The sequence below is a fragment of the Leptospira noguchii serovar Panama str. CZ214 genome (genome assembly GCF_000306255.2).
GTDB classification, from domain to species: Bacteria; Spirochaetota; Leptospiria; order Leptospirales; family Leptospiraceae; genus Leptospira; species Leptospira noguchii.
In genome coordinates this window covers 137,505-160,612 of the sequence record NZ_AKWY02000004.1, presented here as the reverse complement: position 1 = coordinate 160,612, position 23,108 = coordinate 137,505, and the positions used below count along the sequence as shown (strand labels likewise).

Below are 23,108 nucleotides of genomic sequence, written 5' to 3'. Positions count from 1 at the left end.
TTTATTTTTCCGAAACGTCCGTTTGTCCCGTAAGATCTAAAAATTTTTGATGATGGTAAGCGGCTTTTTTATCTAATTTAGCAATTGAATATATGTTTTTCAATTGGGCATGAGAGAACGCGATCAACTGAGTTTGAGAAATAATCTTTTGATAAGCTATAATTGCCTGATCCGATTTCCCGGTTTCTTCTAAAAGTTTGGCACTTATAAATAGAATTTCTATATTTTCAGAATTCTTAGATAAGTATTTTTCAAGATTATCGGTTAAGTCATTTTTTAGAGGGGTTTCGGCAAATTGAGTTTTGATTAACCAACCTAACGCGTTGTAATCGGTATCGTCTTTATCTGAGATTTCTTGAAAAATTTTTTCCGCGTCCTGAAACTTACGATTATAATACAGAAGTTTACCTAACATAAACTTTACGTCTTTGTAATCTTTATTTTCTTTATATAACTCTTTAAAAACCTTGAGAGCTTCGTCTCGTTTGTTGGCTATAAAAAGAGAAATTCCCTTTTGATACATTACTTCCATTTCTTTTTCGGAAGGCCCACAATCTGAAAAGAATAAACAGAGCATAGTTAGTAAAAGAAAAAATGAAAACCTAGTTTTTAATATTAAACTTTTAGAATTCAATTTATTCACCTATTTTTTGTCTTCGGATTTTTTTATAATTTTATCTACTAGGCTGATACTTGCCTGTTTTAAATCGTCTGCGTCAGAGAAATTTTTTGAATCCTGAGTATAAGAAACGGATTTTACTAACTTTCCTGTTTTATCGTGAACGTCTAGAAAAATCAGAGTTGTAAAGTTTCGATCTAAAATACTTCCGTTATCCGACATTCCAAAAGAACCTTGTAGATAATAATCGAAATTTACTTTAGAAGATAAATTCTTGATTTCATTCTCCATAAAAATTCGTTTGGAATCCTTAGGCGGATTGGATTCGGTTGAGGCCGCCGCCGCTGGTTTGGGAGTTTCCGGTGCAGTTGTAGTAGGAACAACCGGGGGAGGTGTCGTTGTGGCTTCCGGATTTTGCAACATCGGATTATTTGTAGTAACAGAAGTCGGTGGATTTGTTTTAGAGGTTTCGGATTCTTCTTCTACAAGACCGTTCCCGTTCTTAATAATTTCAAATTTTAATAAACTTATGAAATTTTTAATACGAAATGGATCAAAACGAAAATCTCGGTTTTCTATATAACCGATTTGATAGTTGGCTTTTACCGTTGTTGCTTTTTCTGCGGCTCTGGCAGTCTTATTGCCAAAGATCAAGCAACCGCTTAATAGAATATTTGTAAAAAATAATATTATAATTTTATATATTTTTTGATTCATTGAAGTTTCTCCGTTTTGTTTTATTACTGACTTACTGCCGAAAAGCTGAACGGTGCTAAAGGTCTTCCTAATATATCCGTTGCCGCACCACTTACTTGGATTGTATAAACTGGATAGTTTGGCGATGTAGGAATTGCCGGATAAGGAATGGCTCCATTATTGGCGCTAAAGTCAAATTTTGCGTTTGTAAGATTAAAATCTGCGGAACTTCCGAATTCGTTTACCCCTCCACAACTAGATTCCATTTCAGAAAATCTAAGATCTAATACCCTACATCCAAAAGGATAAACAGCCTGGCAGTCACTCCAACTCCAACTAGATAAACGAATTACTGTAGAAGCTCCAGACTCTCTGGATAAAGAAACTGATCCTATAGTACTTCCTAAGTTCATATAATTGTTAAATACAAGTCGGAAGTCGTCCGTTGTTTTGTTGTTACACGAAGCGGCGTTATTGTTTCCTTCGTCTCCACCTTCGAAACGATAACTGCTAGGTTGTAAAACGGGTAAACTGTTGTCCCACCAACAAGACGCAGCTGTCCAGTTTCCACCAGTAGCACTTCCGACCGCAGGAAACGAAGGAGCACAACCAGGTGCTCCCACTTGACTTACAAGACCAATTGCTTGTACAATTGGATTCGGATTATTTCCACCTGCGATAAAACTGGCCGATACGGGTGTGGTAAAATATGTTTGGTTGGCGGCTTGGGCGGATGTCCCAATCGAGACGGTATATCTGGTTCCGTATTCCAATTTTGAATCCGTATTAAATGTCAAGGTTTGATTTCCGGTGGACCAAACAAAAGTTCCGCTAATCGGAGGTGAGATGCTGATCGCGGCTTGTGTAACTGCAGTGTTCATAGGAGTGTTAAAATTAAATACGACAGATTGTGCATTAGGATTTCCTAAACAACCGTTGTTTACAGTTGTTGCTATGATGTCCGTAGGAACACCGATTCCAGCTTGGCATCCTGCTAAACTGCCCGTTGGAACTGTGATTGTGTTTATATTTGGACCTGCGTTTGCAGTGCCTACAAAAAATGTACCTACTGTATTTCCGCTAAGAGCAATTCCATTTTGATCTTTTGCGCCCGTTCCAAAATTGACTATATATCTTTGGTTAGAATTAAAAGCAAAATCTGGTTGGATCGTTAAAGTATTGGGAGAGTTCCAGACGTAGTTTGCGGATGCTGTTGGGCTGATCGAAAGAGCATTTAATGTTGCAGTAGTATTCATCGGTCTAGAGAAGTTTACAATAATTTGATTTACTAATGGGTTTCCCATACAGGCAGTAGTCACGTTACTTGCAAAAAAATCGGTCATTGTAGCAGTTCCAGCATTACAGACAGGTGCATTTCCAGCATAAACAAACATCCCAGTTATGGACGGCGATAGTCCTGCTGCACCAGCGCTCCCAATGGTAATAGAAGCACTGAAAGGATCTTTGAGATCTAAACCGGCCTTATCTTCACAGTTTTTAGTTACTGTATAAGTATAACTTCCTGGATTTAAAGGCGTAGATGGTGCAAATGTAAGAACGGTTCCATTTAGTTCCGTAAAAAAGCCAGTGGTTTGCGGAGACATACTGAATGCAATCCTACAACTTTGCATGTTCATTTCTCTACTAAACCCAACGTCAAATTTCTGTGTAGATGGAAGGCTATCAGTGCCTGAAACAGGACTACTAAAGATAACTTCTGGAGGTGGATCTCCCCATAAAGCTCCCAGTCCTAAAAGTTTTTCTCCCGTATCTTGACAGTTTAAATTCAGAACAACGAAGATGAAAAACGAAATCTGAATACAAAATTGGATGATGGAAATTCTCTTATGGTTTTTAAACGTGTAAGTCATTTTTTCTAATCCTATTTTTTGGGTTTAGATCCCGTTTCTTGATTTTTAATGAGATTGGATAATATCGAGTTTCCCGAACCTTTGGAGTATTGGATTAATTTTCTTAGGCCACCCTCGTCCGTTGTAACTTGAGCGTACTCATAACAGTTGATCGCGTAGGAAGTTAATGCGTCTGTAAGATCTTCTTGGGATTTGATCATTTCTAATTCGGAATTGATCTGATCCTCTTTTTTTGCATGGCCATATGCTACCTTTGCGGCCATTGCTCTTCCTGATTCTACTTGAAGGTTAATTCTTGAATTGGCGATGTTGATGAGTTCCCAGGATTGATTGAGCTTATCTACACTTTTTTTAATTTCGAATCCAACTTGGTTTTCCATATTACGATAATTTAATAATGCTTCAGCGAGTTGTATCTCGCCTTCCATCGCTTTTCTAGATTGACTTAAATTGTCGAATAATCGAACGGAAGTAGAGTTATAACTGTTTGTTCCGGGTCCCACAGTTTGATTTCCAAATCCGGGATAGGTTTGAATCCCGTTTCCGTCTTTTTGAACCCCAGTGTTTCCATTGGATTGAACCACACTACTACCTAAAGGCATTACAAGATTGAAATTTACTCCGTAACTATCGTGTGTAAATTGGTTGTTATTTCCGTTTCTTCCGGCGTAGGCACCTACGTAAAATTTGGGCATATACTGGTTATCTAATATTTCTTTTTCGTTTTTTAACTTTTTAACGATGATTTGCATTTTTTTCAAATCTTCCCGGCCGTTTTTTGCTTTAAAAATTAAATCATCCAAATTATGTGTGTTAGGCGGTGCATTGATGATAAAGTCGAAGAATATGCTTTCGTTTAGCTCGATTTCTGCATAATAATCTAAGTTCATGACTTGTTTTAAGTCTAACAAGGCTTGATCGCTGTCGTTTTTAGATTTTTGCACGTTAAACTCGGTTTGTTTTAATTTACTTTCTAAATCCATTAATTGAACTTTCGTGATAAATCCCTGTCTTAATTCCACTTGTCCTTTTCGAAGCGCTTCCTGAGCTTTTTCTTGAGCTTTTTTTTGAATAAAAACTTTTCCTTTTAATGCTAATGCTCTGAAATACGCTTTTTGAATGTCTAAACGAAGTCTGGAAAGATTGATTTTAAAGTCTTGTTCGTTGAGTAGCTCGGATAACTTTGCAATTTCCAAATTGAGATTTGCTTCTCCACCATCAAAAATCAACTGTTGAACCGTTAATCGAATGTCGTTGTATATATTATCAGCTGAATTTACATTTTGATTTCTGAGGCCATAGTATTGAATTCCAAATTTAGGAAGAAACTCTCTCCATTTTTCGGTTATTAACATTTTACTTACCTCTTTTTTGGCTTCTAACACTTTGAGAACCACACTATTACTGGAACCGATGAGTACAGCTTGATCCAAGGTTATTTTTATAGGAGGTTGTTTTACGGATTCGGATCGGACCTTCGATGAAAAAAAAGGCATTAAGAGTGCTAAGCTTAGGATTAAGGTGTGATATTTTCTTTTCATCTCTTTAAGTCGATTCCGCTTTTTCTTTTAAACCTTTATTTCGGTTTTCCCGTTTCTTTGCAAAATTCGAAATTTTTACAAAAACTTTCTGTTTTTTACATTACAAATGAAATGTGATAATTTTTCCTTGTTTTTATCTCCTAATTGACTTATCTATACTGAGGCAACACATATTCCAGCATTTTTTTTGAATAGTGTGATTTTTTTATTTGCAATTTATCTCAGAAGTCTTTCCTATCACCTAAAGCGGCGTACTTTGGGATGTAATTAACAAAAAAGTTTGTTCTAAACGTAATTCGTTTTGGCTTAGGGCAGGTTTGGTTGTTTAAATACAGCATACCTAGGTCTTTTAGTCGTTTAACAATTGTTAGCCGGGGTCGGCATTTGAGTTTTTAGAACTTCTTATTTTGTCATTTGGAAAGGGGACTAAAGATGATTTTGAAACGTTATTTAGTTTTGTTTCAGTTTCTTTTGCTTATTTTCTGCTTTTCGTTCTTTTGTAAACCGCAGAGTACTGATTATTCTTTTCTCTCTTATTTAGGTCTAGCCAGCCAAGGTTCTTATATAAACGGAATTTTTTACCCTTCCTCAAATCCCTTTACAATTGGCGATATGTCCCATTTGAACGGTTTGAATGGAGGCGATACTGGGACAGTAGTTTCTGCGACTGGTGATGATTCCACACTTGGTATTTCAACTAGAAATAACGGAGTTGCAGATATTATCTTTTTATTTGATGAAAAAGGAATTCCTTTTGCCATAGACACAGATGGGAACGGTGTTGCGGATTATTATATTTGTTATAAAAGTACTAAAGAATATTATTTAACTACTGGTTCTCGTTGTACTGGGAATACGGTAACCGTAATTGTTGGACAAGGATACGATACAAATGGAGACGGTGTTGCAGACAACCCGATACTTTCTCAAATTGCTAGCGATTCTAATCCGCCGAACTCTGCAATTAGCCCGAGCCCTGGAATTTATGGCTCTTCCACTGAATTGACGATTGCTTGCAATGACTCGGTTGCGCCGGGTAACATCGTTTATACGATTGACTCTTCTACTCCTTCTTTTGAGCCAATTCAAGGTAGTATTTCCAACCCGAAACTTAAAAAATTTACTTTAGGTAGTAGTGACGGTATTTATACGGTTAAATACCGTTGTAGAGATTTGGCAGGCAATGTAGAAAGTGTTCATACGGATTCGTACGAATTCAATCATAATGTTCCTACGGTCACGATTTCAAATTTAAATTCTTCCGGAGTTAGCTCTTTAGCGGGTGCAACTGGTACTGCTTCATTCAATTGGTCTTCTAACTATTCGGGTGTTTATTCTATTCGTTTAAATGCTAGCAATTGTCAAAGTGGAACGATTCTTCAGTCAGGCAATGTTACCGCGAATATTATAAATTCATTTAGTATTTCTGCTACTAGTTTCAACATAGGACCCAATACGATTTTTGTATGCGCGAGGGCGGCTCTTACGGGTTATCAAACGTTAGCGATCGTTCGAGACGAATCTCAACCTTCTATCATTCCTAATCCTGGGGGTGGAAATTATGGTAAGGCCCAATCTGTCAGTTTTTCCTGTTTGGATAATAATCCTTTAGGTTGTGGAAAAATTGCTTATACTCTAGACGGCTCGAATCCTAACATCAATACAAGTAGTGGTATCATTCTCAACGGAATTGAATTTCAGAATCCGATTTCCATTCCAGTAAACTCTGCAGTCACTTTAAAATTTATAGGAACAGATCTTGCGGGGAATTTATCTCCTATTCAGTCTGCCGCTTATTTTATTACGACTCAAGTTGCTACTGTAACTACAAATAGTTTTACTCCTGTTAGTCGTGTTGTGAATGCGACCAGTGATCAGTCGGTCACTTGGGTGAGTGATCGTAATGGCGTTTTTACGATTCGTTCTGGCGCGAACTGTGATTTTGGAACGATTCTTTCGGGTACAAATGTAGCAGGTAACGTTACCGCGGGTGTGCCAGTTACGAGTACAATTTTAAATTCTAACTTTGTTTCCGGAGCCAATTCTATTTTGATCTGTGTTGCGAATGCTGCATTAGATCCTCTTTATGGAAATACTGCTTTTACAATTACAAAAGATAACACTAGACCCACCGTTAGTTCTACTAATCCAGCAGACTTTAATATTGCGACTCCAGTGTTTGTCACTCCAAGTCCGGGTAGAATCCAAATTGTTTTTAGTAAGAACATGAATACTTCGTTTGGTGGAATTTCTTCTGGTTCTAAAATTAAAAACGTTTGTTATCCTCTTCCTACAAATCCTCCTTTGACCATTTCTGTCTTTGATGGTGTTAGTTGGGATTGTATTGATTTTACTGCTACTTACGCGTGGATTAACGCGACTACTCTTCAGATTGATTTGTCTTGGATGCGTTTTCCAGAAAATGCAAAGATTACGTGGACTCTTTCAAAAGATGTTCTTCAAGATGTCGCTGGCAATACTCCTTTGAATGACGTTCAAGGAACATTTTTTACAGCTCAGAGACAAGAGTTCTTTAAACCTTTTAAAACAGATCAGACTAGTTGTTGGGATACTTCTGGTAATTTAGTTCCTTGTGCTGGAAGTAACCAAGACGGCCAGAACCAATATGGAATGACCAGAAGTTATACAGTTCGATATTATTCTGGATTTGCGAATGACGCAGTTACAGAAGATAACACTTCCGGTTTAAAATGGAAAACTTGTTCGGAAGGTAAAATTTCTGCTTTGAATAGTGGAGTCACTTCTTGTGTAGATATTGTCACTCCATCTGCTAATTGTTCTCCTAAGGACTCGTCAAATCAACCGGTCCGTTTACAATCTTGGCCTTTTTATAGTTTTCAAGACAATAGTAATCAGGTTTATCCATCGAGTGTCAACGGTTGTTCTTATTTGAACGAGTGCAATGCGGGAGCAGGTTTTGCGGGAATTACAAATTGGAGACTTCCTACACAAAGGGAACTAGATACACTGTCTGTTTTCGGTTATAGTTCTGGTAACGCTACTTTTCCAAGCCAGGGTTTTCCGGATCCTATTGCCAATTATTTTTGGTCTTCTACATTAAGAAAATCGAATCCTTTTTATGCTTGGGGAGTGAACTTTAACTACGGTGCTTCTGATGTTTACGTACGTTCCAATACAAACAATATACGCTGCGTTTCTGGTGCGGGGACTCAATCTCAAACATTTACCGATTTAGGTAATGAAACAATTTTGGACAACACGTCTAACTTGGTTTGGCAGAAATGTAGTGCGGGTCTTTCGGGTAACACTTGCAATACGGGAACTGCGACTAAACCTACCTGGTCCGTGGCGATTAATTATTGTAGTTCTTTAAACTTGGCCGGTAGGTCTTGGAGGCTTCCGAATATTAAAGAATTGAATAGTATCGTGGATATGTCTTCTGCGAGTTCTATTGTGACTATTGATCCAGTTCTTTTTCCAAATACTAAAAACGCGGGTTATTGGTCTTCGTCTTCGTATGCTCCATCCCCTAGCAACGCTTGGATCGTTTACTTTACTACAGGCGGGTTGAGTCCTTTTACAGGAAAATCGAGTACTGCTTATATACGTTGTGTGGCAAACGGGCCATGATTCAGAGATACCACCTAACATCTAACGAAGTGATTTGTAGGATAAATTTGAGTTTAACTTTGGCGTTGGGATTGAAGACAGTGAGCAACAGGGTTTTTCGGGCGAAACGGTGAGGATTGTATTATGTTAATACTATGTTTTGTTGGAAAAGAGTTTATGAATCTGGTTTTAGGTTTTCCGAATAAGGGAAAATTTAAGATGTATTATGAAAGCTTGATGTATGGAAATGAGCTTTTGTTTTCGGTTCTTTTGAGTAAAAGGCGATGATTTTTAAATACATCATGAATTTGAATGCAATTTTTGAAAAGGATATTGAAAGATGAAAGTGGGGAGTTTTGATATGTATTATAAAAACGTGATGCAAAGGAATATACTTTCTGTCCTCTGTCTGGAACGAGATAAACGAAGTTCGTCTGTCCTCGGTTTTCTATCCAAAGTATTTACTATACTCTTTTTGTTATTATTGATAACCGCCTGTAATCCTAAATCTAATGCTACAGGTGGAGCGCTTTACAATGCTCTTTTGACTCTTTTGGGCCCTTCTGCAAGTGATAGTTCGTCTAACGCTGTGAATGCGATCGCTTCTCAATTGGCGCTTTCGTTTTCCACTGGAGAGTCTGTGGATTTAAATGGGGGGCACGGTTCTTCTGCTATTGGAATTGTAGTGGATCCTAGCGGTAACGGAAGTACTTCCGGAATTTCTTTAAATGGAAGTGGAGTTCCTCAAATCATTTTTGTAAACAATGCACAAGGACAACCGATTGGTGTGGACGTAAACGGCGACGGATTGTTGGATTATTATCTTTGTGCTTTAGAAGGTGGCGCGGTGATATTAAAAACCGGTCCGAATTGTACTGGAAATCAAGTTTTCGTTTATCCGGGGTTAGGTTATGATGAAAACGGAGATGGTGTGGTAGATAACCCGATATTGGCCTTACTTGCAAATGATTTAAATCCTCCAATTTCTTCTATCTTTCCGGCTTCGGGTATTTATGGAGGGGCTCAGAATGTCACTGTAACTTGTGCGGATAATTTAGCTCCAGGGAATTTAGTTTATTCTACAGATGGTAGGGTTCCTTCTTTTTCTCCTTTGATAGGTTATGTTAAAAATCCGACTACAGCTAGTTTTACGGTCGGTTCTTTTGGGGAAGGAATTTATACGGTTCAGTATAGATGTAGGGATTTAGCGGGAAATTTAGAAAATGTACTTTCTACCACCTACGAAGTAAACCATAATCTTCCGAATGTTACATTGGAAAGTGTAACTGGAAGTTTTTATGTAAGTAATGTAAGCGGCGCTGTAAACTCTCAATCTTTTGTCTGGAAAAGTAATCAGAACGGTACTTTTATGATCCGTGCCAATGGAACCGGTTGTAACGACGGTGCTATCTTGAGTTCGGGTAATGTTTCGGCTAACGTTCCTAATACGTTTATAATCAACGCAGGTTCTTTGAGTGTTGGTACGAATCCGTTGTATGTATGTGTGACTGCTGGTTTTACAGGCCAGGCTAGTTTAACTGTTGTTAGAGACGATACTCCTCCGACAGTGGCTGCTAACCCAGCTGCTGGAAATTATGGTAAGGAACAAAACCTTGCACTACAGTGTATTGATAATAGCGGTATTGCTTGTAGTGTGGTTGCTTATACTATCGATGGAACCAATCCAACAGTTTCGGGAAGTACAGGCGCGGTGCTTACTGGCTCTACGTATTCTGGTCCGATCCTTTTATCAAACGGAATCTTGAATCGCACGTATCGGTTTTTAGCAAGGGACAAGGCTGGGAATCTGAGTGCGATTCAATCATCTACTTATTCTATTAATACCACTTTACCTACGATTAACGTTCTAAGCACAATTCCGGCACCTTACTCCGGTTATGTGATGATAGATAATGTGATTTCTCCTCAGATTTCTTGGGAAGTAAGCGGTAATAAGGTAAGTTATTTTCTAAAGAAAAAATCAGAGAATGCGTGCACGGCGTGTCCTAATCCTGCGGTTGATAATTGCCCTACTGGCAAGTATAAGAATGCCGCTGGAACTCTTTATTCGACGGAAGGAGATTGCAGTTGTAATAACGGAGTTACTTTGTTCGGTTCTAATTTGAATGTGAGTGGAAGTTTAGGCGCCACAAACCCGATTGCTATTGTTTCTCAAGTGGATAACCTGAATTTCTCTTTGGGTCAAAGTAAACTTTTGATCTGTGTAGCCAATGCAGCGGCTAGTTATGGACCTCAATATGCAAGCAGAGAGGTGAACATTTGGAAGGATTCTCAGGATCCGCAAGTTGTAAGTGTTACCCCTTCTATTAACGGTCATAACATAAAACCGGATCCGGGTAAGATAGTTATCACTTTTAGTGAGCCAATGAAGAACACTACACCTGTATTTACTCTTCAATACTTTAACGGTAGTTCTTGGGTTACATTTCCTTTTAATACTTCGTATAAACCGAATTATGCTTGGAACTCTGGTGCTGGAGAAGCGCATAACGTATTGACTGTTACTTTACCTTGGGTTCGTTTTCCGGAAAACGCTTATTTGCGTTGGCAACTCGATAAAAATTCAGTAAAAGACGTTTCGGATAATTCAGCACAGAGTAACGACGTGTCGGGACAAGTCGCGGGTGTATTTATGACCGGTTCTTACTTTTCTACCGTGCCTGTAACGTATAAAGGTTTGGTGTTTAAGACTGGACAGACTTATTGTTTTTCTTTGGCCGGTGCGGCAGATTGGGCGAATTGTTTGGGTAACACGGGCAGTATTTTGGGAGATCCGAAACAAGGACAGGACGGTTTCTTTCAGCTCGGTTTATCCGTGGGTGTTTCTAATGCGACTAACTCGAGTTATCCGACTGAAACCGCTACCAAAGATGATAAAACGACTCTGGTTTGGCATAACAATAGTCCGGGGGGGTATTATAATTTTTACGACGCATTACAATATTGTTCTAATTTAAATTCGATCCCAGTTGCTGGAGGAACAAGAGGTTATGCAAACAGAACGGATTGGAGACTTCCTTCCGCAGAAGAATTAGAAACTGTATTGGCATACCAAGGATCACATTCCATTCCATTTTCGTGGGGATGTTCTGGCGTAGGCGTTGAGTTGGATTATTGGAGTTCTTCGTTTTTTACTTCGAACCTGAGCAATACCTGGTATGTGGATTTTTGCAAACAAAACGTATATTTTGCACCGTTAGGAAATGGGAAACGGGTTCGTTGTGTGTCTGGAAGTATTCCGAGTGCACCGTGAACGTGCTGTGGGCTTGAGATTGTTTTAAAGACGTAAATTGGAATATAGTATTATTTATATATTTAATAAGTAATATGTAATATGTTTTTGGTTATTTTATGAAAATAAATACATTATGAATTTGGAATGTTATTTGAATGATGGAAGCGATGAGGTGGTTGTGAGATGTATTCTAAAAAATTAATATATGACAATGGACTCTCCGTCTTTTGTAGGGGGCTAACATGAATGAGTTCTTTTGTGTCGTGTCCTTTATCGTTTGTTCTCTGGTCTTTAAATGGGAGAAATGAAAATGAAAATTAGAAAGTTATGTGTTTCCACGTTTTGTTTTTTATTGATATTGACCGTACAAATTCAGGCAGACGCTCCTCCGACTAGGTTTGAAGATAAGTTGGACGGAACCGTTTTGGATAAAAGAACGGGGCTGATTTGGCAGATTTGTGCTGCGGGATTGGGTTCGCATAACGGTTCTGGGAGATCAACTTGCGGAATGTCGAGCGGAAATTTGTCCGGCAATGCAGACCAACATCATTGGGGAGACGCATTAAGATATTGTAATGGAGATTTGTCAAAAAAACCGCCTGTTTTGCCAGCTGGTAAAACGTGGAGACTGCCGAATATCAACGAGTTAAAAAGTATTGTGGATCGATCGCAATTAAATCCGGCAATGGATACAAGCGTGTTAATTGCGGGAGGGGATTATTACTGGGCTTCCACTACGGCTAGTTGGAATCTTGCGAACGCTTGGACCGTGAACTTTTTGTATGGTAGTGCATACATGACCTCTACCAAGGACTGGGGTTATTACGTGCGTTGTGTTGCCGGACCGTAAGCAATTCGATTATACAAGATAAAAAGGAATATAGCGTTTTTAGTTAAATATTTAAACGATTTGGCTTATTTTAAAAATATAGATTTTACTCTGACGTATACATTTAGGGATTTAAGAAGAAAATTATAAAAATAGTATATTCGAAAAAAGACGTTTAATGTTCGGTTTCAGTTATTTTTGTAATGCCGTTTAAATCTCCTAATAAAGAAATAAATGAAGGTGTGAAACAAATGACATATTAGAGTTTTTGAAAAATTAATTCTCCATTAGTTTCCGTTTCATGGAAACAGTCGATTGAAGTAGTTTTTTAGTATATAATAATACATTGTCTTAACAAAATAGAACGATGAAATCGGTGCGATCGATCGATCCATTTATTGATTGGGTTCTGTTGAAGCAGTAACTTTGAGTTTAAGGTTTGTAAAGGGTTTGTTTAAAACTGAACTTGTGTTATTTAAAAATAGGAAGTCATTTTTACTAAATGAATTTCTGAAAAAATGATCAGGGAACCGTATGTATTCTTTTTTTATAAATCTTGAAAAATTTGAGTAGACGAAGGTGTTGTTTTTGAGTTTCGTTTTGAATTTGTGAATTTATAGGTATTTTAAAATCACAAATGAATTAAATTATTTAAAATAGGACCACAAACGGATCATGAAAATATTTCTTTTAATCTTAAACATCATTATAGCGGCGATTGCTTGTATCCTGGGCTATTTTCTTTTCCAAAGCACAAAACTAAACGAAAGTGTTGAATACGAAAAACTAAATCCGAGCAAATCCTTAGTACTTCAAATTATTAAACAACCTAAGAATGTATTTGGTGGTTTTAGGTATTTCTTTGGAGCTAAACTTCCAAAAGGTGAAGTGGCGTTTGTAAGAAAGTATTCTCCGGTTTTAGAGACGGAGAAAGATAACTTTGAAAAGATCGAAGACGTTACTGAATGCGGTAACGACACGTATGTACTGACACTAAAGGCGGGTGAGAGTCTTTTGTATAAGAAGTTCACGATCTTTGATTTGGAATCGAAGGTGGTTGATGAAAAAGCTCTCAAGGCTTGCAAGAGAGGAAGAGGCTAACAGAAGAGAGTAGGTTGGACTTTTTATGCTGTTTTATACAAAAGCGAACCTGCCGCTTCTTAGAATGGTGTTCTATTTAGGATTGTGAATGTATTTTTTGGATGCAGGATGCGAGAGAAAAGAATGAAAGGCGTTATATTAGGAAGTTTTGATGTAATAGAAGCGCTGTTGTCTTTTGGTGCTGTTCTGTGAGCGGTGATATGTTGCTGTATTATTGTTTTATGATGGATATGGGCGGTGAAGGCTATGTTGATAGGGCGAGATGAAGGTTCACAAGGCTCTGCTTTGAAGAGTGTTATATTTAAGATTTTAAATTTAGGTTTTGCGAGAGAAATACAAATGATAATATCAAAAGTAAAGAATATTTTGAAATACTTATATATTGAAAAATTTTCAAGTTTTGTTTGGGGCTGCTCGCAAGGCTTTGCTATTTGTTGGAAATCTCGCTTGTCATGGATCGCGTTTAAGCTCAATAAAATGTTCTCTATGGATCGGCATTTAGGGAGTGAGAGGAAACCTTGGCTCCGCTTGGGAGTCATATCTCTTTATTGTCTTCTTTTCTCGGTTTTTAGTCCGTTGTATGCGCCCCCTGTAGTAGTTCCGAACTTAAACACTCCTGTATTTAACCCAACGTCTTTGGACCAGACGTTTAACGTAGCCGGGGGAATGCAGACTGTAGGCAACTGGGACTCGTTTGTGTTTCAAGGTGTTAGTATCTTACAAACGCAGTGGGAAGCTCAGGTGCAAGCTCAGATTACAATGATGGTGAACTCTGTCACAACGAGTGATCACTACGCTTCTGTTCAGGAATATCAGACGTATGTATATAACACGTTACAAAGTCAGGCGTCGGAACAATTGATCCAATGGCAAACGACAGTAGAAGCGGAGATTTTACAAGAGAGAAGCCAGTATTTGTCTCAGAAGTATGGAGCGAACTCCAGCGCTGTTCAAAATTCTACCTCACAATTTCAGAGTCAATGGGATTCTTTTGTAAGCGGTAACGGACTGAACTTAAACCAAAATGGATCTTTGAGTCAGGCGGTTTTGAACAGCGGTCAACAGACGTTAGAAGGATTAGAGGGGCAGTGGTGGAATGACTTTCAAAATAACTTACAAAGCGGTTTACAAACATATCAACAAGCGCTTGCGGGACTGACAGAAAAATATCAGAACTTGATGAATCAGATCAACCAAACGGAAATGCAATACCAAGCACATTTGGCACAGATCCAACAAAGCCAGGCTGGTGTAAAAGATCAGATCTTGTCTAGTTTAGAAGGATATCAGTCTTTTTTAAACTCGAACGGTTTATTTTGGAACACGATGAATGTAGTGTATGACAACGACACAAACAGTTACGTACAAGGAAGTTGTCCGGGCAGTCACGTATGTGTAACGTATCAATATGATTCGGTAACGAGCCAGTTCTATACCGCTGGGAATTGTCCTGTGGGTCATGTATGTGCAAACGTATTATATGATAATAATACTAGCAGTTATGTACAAGCGAGTTGTCCGGCGACGCATATCTGTGATGGAGCAGAAAGAGAAAACTTAACGATCCGCACGGGGTTGAATGCGGACGGAAGGGCGTTTCAGAACGTAATTAATAACGTAGTGAATGCGATGCAGGACGGTTTTGTAATGCCTGCTATTTTTGATTACACAACCGGCACGATGATTAGTTACAACTCTAATTGTATGAATACTGGAACGAGTTGTATCAAGGGGTTGTATGATGCGACGAGTGGAAGTTTTGTAGCTAGTACAACTTGTGCAGCCGGACATACTTGTTACAATGCTGTGGTTGATAATACCAATCCTGCGGCAATGACAGGATCTTACTTTGCAAATAGTTGTACTGTGGGAGATGCACGTTGTGTGACTTGTCAGGCTGGGCATTCTTGCCAAGTTCAAGAGATGGAAGCGAGTTTTATGTATGCTTCTAACATGATGAGTAACTTTTTACACAATGAGTTATTGGCTACTCAAGGAGCGTTACAAAGCACAATTAACTATCAAAATGGAAACGGAAGCCATACGTATACGTATGGTCAAGGAACAGGACCTTACGACAATCAGGCGTTGAACTATCATACTGCTTACGGTGGAATGAGTTTTAACCATTTTAGCGGAAGCGCTAGTTTAACTACGGCGGAAGTTTCGATTTCTGAGTTATTTAACGGAACATTTACGGAAGGAGCTGGGGGACTGGGTAAGAAGATCATTCAGTTGATTACGGGTCAGATTTCTCAGATGGAACTAGCGAACTGGATTATGAACGCGTATGAAAGTAGCATGACCGGAGAAGGATCCTATTTGGCGGGATTGTTCGGTCCGAATGGATTAGGTCCTGGAATGACGATTACTGGAATTAATCAAGCAGATTTAAGAGCCTTTATGAACGAGGACAATGATCCACATCCAAACGGAGGACCGAACCAATATTGTCCGGACCCATTGGGATGTCATTCTGGAGATATATTTCATCCTGATCCGGGAATTTACGGAGCGAACGATACTTTTTCCAGTCGGGGTTACGACTTTAACCGTTATATTGCGAGAGAATTGGGAGTTTGGGCAGGTGTTCCGTTTTTAGCGGATATAGAACACTATCAAGACTATGCTTGGATTGAATTGTCTTTTACAGTAACGAATAACAACGCGTATGCGAACGTAACCACCTATCAAGATTTAGTGTTACAGTTACAAAGTTTTCAACACGACTGGATGACAAACGTAATGCCTTCGGTTACGAATTGGACGGCTCAGGTTGCTTCGTATAACGCGCAATATGCGAACTGGCAGACACAGATGCAAACGGCGATAACGAGCGCACAAAATGCGTATAACGCAGGAGTACAAGACATTCAAAACCAAGAGTCGAGTTGGTTGGCACAGATGGGCCAATTACAACAACAGGCATCGAGCGCTTTTGATGCTGCTGCGAACGCTTTGAAAAACGGTCAAGGACAATCTAACTATGGGCAGTTGACTCAGCAGATTTTGGCAGGTTTAAACAAAGGACAGTTACAGTCGAATCTATCCAACTCGATGGACTCGATGCAATATGGTGATGGATTTTCTAATATTCTAAATAACTTAGATAGAAACGCGGATAGAGGTATTCCGAATTTTTCATTGTTGAGTTCTTTTGGATCGAGTATGAGCAGGGCGCTTACGGGAGTTTCGAATTTGACTTTGTTGTCTTCGACTAACAACGCCTTGATGGACAATATACTTGGATACATGCAGAGTGTAGCAGAGTCTATGCGCAATGAGAAGCAGTTTACCCAAAACGGTCAACAGGATCTGATAGAAGCGCATGGTTTGAAAACAAAAACGATAAAAACCAAAGACAAGTATTCGGGGGAAGAGATTAGCACTACATACGTGTTAGACGAAAACGGAAATATCCAAACGTTTAAAGATGAGGACGGAGTAGAAAAACAGATGACCGTTGGGGATTGGATCCAAAGCGACGATGGCTGTGGAAAAAATTTAATGAACGGTAACTGTGATCAGTACATAGAAAATAAATACGACAGTGTTGCAATTAGCGCGGACGGAAAAATTACAGCATACAGAAAAATTTATAACGGTACCACAACTCAGTGTGGGGCGGATTTTACACAATCAAGTTCCTATTGTTATAACGAAGATGATAGAGTGGTAACGATTGCGCCGCCAAATCCAAAAGCACTTTTGTTAGGAAGAGGAGCGTCAAGACTAGGAGACATTTTTGACGGTAGCGACAACGGGATTGGGGATTTAGTCAATACAACATTCCAAAATGTAGGTACGTATTTATCATCTAACAAACATACAGCGGACCTTTTCCATGAAGTGACAACGGCTCAGAATTTAAACGATATGAACGCCGGTATTGCCGCACAGGACGTAAGCAACAAAGTAAAGATTGCGAACTTGATAGTAGATTATGTACAAGCGGTATTGATGGGAGGAATGTCTACCGGCTCTTGGGTGACGAAACAAGCAAACCAAGCGGTTCAGGACGTAGTGGCGACAGCACTTGTAAATACGTTTGATTTACCTCCGGACGTAGCGGCTTTTATCTCCGGTGGATTGATGGCTCACATGGAAGCCTCCAAAGCAAAACATGATTTAGGAACAAAAAATTTTGGAATCGGTAAAGCGGTTCATAGCGCGTTTAACGATTTGGGATTGGAAGGATTTGAAAGTGCACTCATCCACGCTGCAGGACCGATCTTAGACGTGGTTATCGCACCTGGTGTGGGTGCTCTATCAAAATCCACATTGGATTCTTACGGAAACGATCTGAACGCTTTAAACGGTTGGAAAGACTTCAAAACGAGCATGTATGGATTTGCGGTTCAGAAGATAGGAGAACAACAACACTGGTCCCCTGAGTTTACAAGCTTTGCGTCTCAATATGCAATGGACTACATAGAGATGAAAGAAGCAAAAGCGGAACTTGGACGTAACGGAGCTGCTTTTTCTTTAAACTCGATTGCGGGCGAAGTAAAGTTAGCAATTGCTAATATAGGCGGGGCGTTTGGTGAATATTTAGGAGCTGGAGTCAATGGAATGGCCCATCTATCCGGAGACTTAGGACTGACGTCTGAGAGATATGAAAAAGAGATCAATCAACAAGTAAGAACGTCCATCAATGATATAAAATTAAAGGGATATAAAGACGATATACGGAACTGGGACGCGGACCAAGTAGGATTAGCCAGCGCGAGTGTCAAAGAATACGGAAGAGTAAACCACTGGGATCAGGCGACTATAGAAATGTGGTCACAGCAGGCGTCTGACTTTGTGGTAAGAAAACAAGCAGAGAGAGATTTACAAAGACGTAACGATGCCATTGGACTGAGTGCGTTGACAAATCCGGTGTCGGCGTTAATGTTCTTAGACAATAAACTATTTAGCGGAGGGCTAACGAGTTTAGTATCGAAAGGTGTTAAAGGAGTGATGACTACGATTGCCGACGTAGGAAATATGTTAGGCGAGAACGTTGTGTCTTCTGAATTTAAAAGTTCGGTTTATGATCAAACTAAACAATGGCATAAGACGATTACCCAAGAAGACGTAAAAGCAAGGACCGGGCAAGGGATTATTAATAAAGCATTTGTTGAAAACGAAATGCGAAACAAATTGTTTGATGTAATCGGAGAAACACTGATTCCAGGAGACAAAGAAGCAGCGCATAACTTAGGTTTATTATTAAAACATCATATAGACCAGAAAGAAGCAAAAAAAGCCGCAAAAGAACAACGTCTAAGAGACGCACAAACCGTAGTACAAGTAGCGGCAGCGGCGGCGATGGTAGCTTGTTCGGCGGGGACCACTGGACCATTGGCGGGAACTTGGTTGAGTGGGTTAACCACAACGGCGGTTAGTACGACCGTAGCGGGAACAACTGCAACTTTAACCTACGGTCAAATAGCAGCGCTTGCGGTGAGCACTGCAGTGAGTATGGGAGTAGAGGGAAGTATTAACGGAACGAACGGAGCGATCGCCGCGTTTGCGAATGGACTGATCTCTGCAGCGACGATGGGAATTAAAACTCCAGTAACGGGTTATGTAACCTACACCAAACATCAAAATGCAAACTTGTTAACGGGACAACACGAGGTAAAAGGCGGATGGGGCGGCGGATTTAGTGCAAACATAGCAGGCTCCAAATCATTACCGTTAGGAGAAGCAATGCAAGCATTTGCGGCAGCGATGAAGATGAGTAACTTAAGTTTGGGTTTCAGTTACAACGCCGACGCGGGACTTGGAATGAACGTAAATGCGAACTTTACGAACAAACTTGGACTTGGTTTAGATTACAACTTTAAGAGCGGAGACTACACAGCGAACGGAAGTTACGACTTTGACAAGGTAGGGGGAAAGGATTGGGCGAATGCAAGTTTAGGAATATCCGCGAGTAAGAACGGGCATGCGAGTGCGTCCATATCTTACAATACCGATGGAAATGAAGCGATTCCGCAAGCGTTGCGAGGCAGCGGGGCCACATTAGATTTTGGTAATGATGGATTGATCGGTTTAAGCGTCCAAGCAATGAGAGGAGCGACGATCGGGACTCTAACCTACGATACGAATACACACGGCTTCCAACCACTTACACTCAATAGTAATTATCAGAATGAGTTTAATCAGGGTCAAGCGGCAGAGAACGCGGCCTACAATCATCAAAAGAGCCAGATGGAAATCTTGCACAAAGAGCTAAGTTTAGGAACGAAGATGGACAAGCCATTGTTTACTCAAGCGGAAATAGACCAAGCGCTACCGAAAGATGAACATGGTAATCTCGATATGGAGAATGCCAACCCAGAAAAGTTATTAGACAAATGGAATGCACATAAGGAAGCGATGTCTAAGACACCAGAAGGTTTACAGAAATGGAAGGACGATGTAACACGAGCCGGAAAGAAAAGTGGAATAGAAGTAAGATTTAACGATGGAAAGAGTGCGACCACAAACTTTGGTAAGTTTGTAACAGGACTTGTGGGAGACGTAGCGCAAAGTTTTGGATTTGCAAACGACGGTAGTAAGATGGTAGATGAAGCCGGGGTTTTTCACTTAGACACTTGCTTTGCGCCCGGGACTAAAATAACGAGAGTAAAGAACAAGAATATTAAAATATACGGAAATATTAATTCTACCGAAGTTAATTTGAATGCGATTAATTCTAATGACTATGAGTTTACAAATATCGAAGAAATTCAAATCGGAGATGTAGTTAAATCTTGGAACGAGAATACAAACCTGTTCGAGAACAAGAGAGTGACTCAAACTTTTGTTCACGAGGTACCACAGTTGTTTTTCTTAGAGTTGGATGGCGAAGAAGAGATTCATACGACTTGGAATCACCCATTCAGAAGGCGTACGCCTTCTGAAAGTGGCGAGGTTTCGACGGCTAACGCCGTCTCAAGTAGCGAGTTGCTAGGGGTTAGTTTATTAGATGTTAGTGTTAGTAGTGGAGATTCTTCCGATACGAATAACAACTTACTTGTGTTAGGTGAAAGGGATCAAGAAAACTCCGTTTTACAAACACTAACCGCTAACCAACTAGCGACTAACATCTCGAAAGCACAAACCCTAACCTCGTCCCTAACCACTCGAAGCGAGTGGGTGAAAGTAGAAGATCTTAAACTGAGAGATCAGGTTCTTCGTTCAGACGGAAGCTGGGGAACTGTAACAGGAATTTACTACTACAACACAGAACCGACAAAAGTTTACAACTTAGAAGTAGAAGACAATCATACGTATGTAGTGGGTGGAGATACATTAGGAATCGGTTATGTAGTTCATAACTACATTGTAGACCAGAAAGATAAAATCTTGTCTCCTGCGGAAGTAGAAAAGGCTTACAAAGACCACAAGAAACTTGGCGACAAAGCTGAAATCAAGTGGGGGGACAAAACTTACAAACGAGTGGGCGGCGAGAAAGACGGAGTCCCAGTTTTTGTTACTGACTATGACGGTAAAGGCACGAAAGAATATATCCGAGTAACGAAAGACGGTTTGATAGAACAAAAGATCAAGTGGAAAGGCCAGTTAGGTGAGTTTATGGCTGGTCAGTTGAGCGGAGAGAAAACAAAATACTTTAATACTCGAGGCGAAGAAGTATTTTTACAACCAACGAAGTTGACGCAAAATGGCGGCGGAGGAGATCAAAAACCACCACTTCGTATTCCTCCCGAAGCCAAAACAGTGGATCATACGGTAGCAGAGAATCTTCGTAGAGGGGAAGGTCAAGGCACAAGGGAAGTATCTTGGAATAACAATACATACAAAAAACAAATAAACGAAAGAACCGGAGCAGTAAGCTATACTCGTGAATACAGTCGAGGAGTTAAAGAAGAGATTCGAATAACACACGACAATCATATTGAACAAAAACTGAGTTGGACTGATCAATTTGGTTTTGGTAAAAAAGAGGAAAAGGTAGTAGTATTCGAAGCGAACGGAAATGAAAGAAAATTAAAAGAGAAAATACCGCTTCCAAAGAAAGAAATAGAACTAACGCAGATGCAGAAGGCTATACATACTTTTACAAACGATCTCGCTTCCGATAAACACTTTAACAATGAGGATAAAGTAAAAGCGAGCGAGTTGAGAGAGAAGTTGTTTAATGCTCCAGTAAAAGACAGAACTAAACTTTTGGATGAATTGAAGAAACTTAAGATAGAGTCCTATGTTCGTGAGAACAAACTGGTCAACGAACTTGAGGCGGATGATCGGGCAAAATTGCTTACCAATCTAAACAAGATTTATAACGGATCAAAGGATGCAGGTGAAGCGAGCAATATCGTATCGAATCTACTTCAAAAAGCCGCGGGTGGTATGACAGAAAGCTCTTTTCCGCATCAAAGCGATTTAGACAAAACAATCAATCAAGGATTACGAACTGCGAAGAACGAAGCTAAGCTTCTGATTGAAAATCAAAAGGATGCGTTCCGTAAGAAGTATGATTCGGAGATGACGTATGACGAGAACGGGAACTTCGACATTCGATATACGAGAAAAGATCCTGAATACGTAGGTTTTGACGGAATATCTGAATTAACGGAATACGATAGTTCCAATCAGAATAAATCGAATAACTATACGACGATGAAGGAAGGAAAGGCTGGGTTGACCGGAAAACTTCACGACACGATTGAAATGATGCGTCAAGAGTTCAAGGACGGGAAAGGAACGTATTATTATCAAGAGGAGTTGGATTCCGCCTTAAAGAACAAGGAGATGTTTAACGATCTACAAGCATCTCTCAAAGCAAAAGAGAAAGGAATTTCAGAATCGATTGCTTCGTTGTCTTCGGAGATTTCGAAGTTGAAGAAAGACAAGAATGCGGATCCGGCTACATTGGCACAGAAGACGGCCGATTTGGAAACGCAAAAGAGTTCTTTAACGTCAATCAGAGATCAGCTCGTTGATATGAAAGCGATGTTGAAGAAAGCGAATTCTCAGGTTTCTTATTTCGAAAGTCGGAAGGCTACGTTTGAGGAATCCAAAAAATGGTTTAGCGACAAAAACAATACGATCGATCCGACGAAAGGAGTTGCGAGCGGAATTTGTTACGCTTGGAGCGACTATGCGATGTTAAAGTCGAACAATTTGGAGAAACGTCCGTTTGACGTATGGTATCGCGAACAGGTGAAGAAAGGAAATCTTTCCTATTCAACGACGCAGGCCGGTGGAGCGGGTGTATTTTATGGAAAGATAGAAGCAACCGGAGACGGTTTGTTAGCCGGTTACGAGGCTGTGTCTATCAAAAACAAGTTCGAAAAAGCGGGAGCTTGGAACGACGGAACTTGGCAGTCGATGGACTATTCCAACACGATGAAGACTTTGAAGGACCAGGGAATCAAGACGTTCAAGGTTTGGATTGACAAGACGGAATATTCAAAAGGCGGAATCAACAAAACGCTAGATATGGGCGGACAACATTATTTTATTGTTGCTTGGGATGATGCGAGAGGCAAGTTTATGATGATGGATCACAACAACAATGGTGATTATCATGAAAAGCCGTTAACAGAAGACGCTTTTAAAAAGATTCGTGCGATCACGTATATCAAACCCAAGGGAAGGAAATGAG

10 protein-coding genes are annotated in these 23,108 nt (G+C 39.8%); 5 read left to right on the top strand and 5 right to left on the bottom strand.

Annotated elements, in window-relative coordinates; genetic code table 11:
* Position 1 precedes the first annotated feature (1 nt).
* The 4 genes from LEP1GSC059_RS02325 to LEP1GSC059_RS02310 are packed head-to-tail and all read right to left on the bottom strand — an operon-like array spanning position 2 to position 4,727.
* On the bottom strand, positions 2–643 hold the full coding sequence (locus LEP1GSC059_RS02325; protein ID WP_017215309.1) for a tetratricopeptide repeat protein: 642 nt from the start codon (positions 641–643) through the stop codon (positions 2–4).
* Positions 644–1,336 carry a lipoprotein gene (locus LEP1GSC059_RS02320; protein WP_017215310.1) on the bottom strand — a complete coding sequence of 231 codons (693 nt, stop codon included), beginning with the start codon at positions 1,334–1,336 and terminating at the stop codon, positions 644–646. It abuts the gene before it with no gap.
* 23 nt (positions 1,337–1,359) lie between these two features.
* Positions 1,360–3,186, bottom strand: a complete 1,827-nt coding sequence (locus tag LEP1GSC059_RS02315) for an Ig-like domain-containing domain (RefSeq protein WP_017215311.1) — start codon at positions 3,184–3,186, stop codon at positions 1,360–1,362.
* 11 nt (positions 3,187–3,197) lie between these two features.
* Positions 3,198–4,727 (bottom strand): TolC family protein, encoded by a 1,530-nt coding sequence (locus LEP1GSC059_RS02310; RefSeq protein ID WP_036056881.1) that lies wholly within the window; start codon positions 4,725–4,727, stop codon positions 3,198–3,200.
* 432 nt (positions 4,728–5,159) lie between these two features.
* Between LEP1GSC059_RS02310 and LEP1GSC059_RS02305 the strand changes: the two genes are divergently transcribed.
* The 4 genes from LEP1GSC059_RS02305 to LEP1GSC059_RS02290 all read left to right on the top strand — a co-directional run bounded on the left by LEP1GSC059_RS02305 (position 5,160) and on the right by LEP1GSC059_RS02290 (position 13,504).
* Entirely contained in the window at positions 5,160–8,339 is a 3,180-nt protein-coding gene (locus LEP1GSC059_RS02305; protein ID WP_002178940.1) for an Lcl domain-containing protein, read from the top strand.
* 325 nt (positions 8,340–8,664) lie between these two features.
* Positions 8,665–11,592: an Lcl domain-containing protein gene (locus LEP1GSC059_RS02300; RefSeq protein WP_201028157.1), complete on the top strand. Its 2,928-nt coding sequence runs from the start codon at positions 8,665–8,667 to the stop codon at positions 11,590–11,592.
* Between the two features lie 292 nt (positions 11,593–11,884).
* Positions 11,885–12,424, top strand: coding sequence for an Lcl C-terminal domain-containing protein (locus LEP1GSC059_RS02295; RefSeq protein WP_002178921.1), 540 nt, complete (start codon positions 11,885–11,887; stop codon positions 12,422–12,424).
* 654 nt (positions 12,425–13,078) lie between these two features.
* Positions 13,079–13,504 (top strand): hypothetical protein, encoded by a 426-nt coding sequence (locus LEP1GSC059_RS02290; RefSeq protein WP_002178953.1) that lies wholly within the window; start codon positions 13,079–13,081, stop codon positions 13,502–13,504.
* Between the two features lie 59 nt (positions 13,505–13,563).
* Here LEP1GSC059_RS02290 and LEP1GSC059_RS23370 read toward each other — a convergent pair whose 3' ends face one another.
* Positions 13,564–13,977, bottom strand: coding sequence for a hypothetical protein (locus tag LEP1GSC059_RS23370; protein ID WP_155713902.1), 414 nt, complete (start codon positions 13,975–13,977; stop codon positions 13,564–13,566).
* 64 nt (positions 13,978–14,041) lie between these two features.
* On the opposite strand from LEP1GSC059_RS23370, the gene LEP1GSC059_RS02280 reads away from it, so the two are divergent.
* Positions 14,042–23,107, top strand: a complete 9,066-nt coding sequence (locus LEP1GSC059_RS02280) for a TIGR04388 family protein (protein ID WP_420323968.1) — start codon at positions 14,042–14,044, stop codon at positions 23,105–23,107.
* Position 23,108 lies beyond the last annotated feature (1 nt).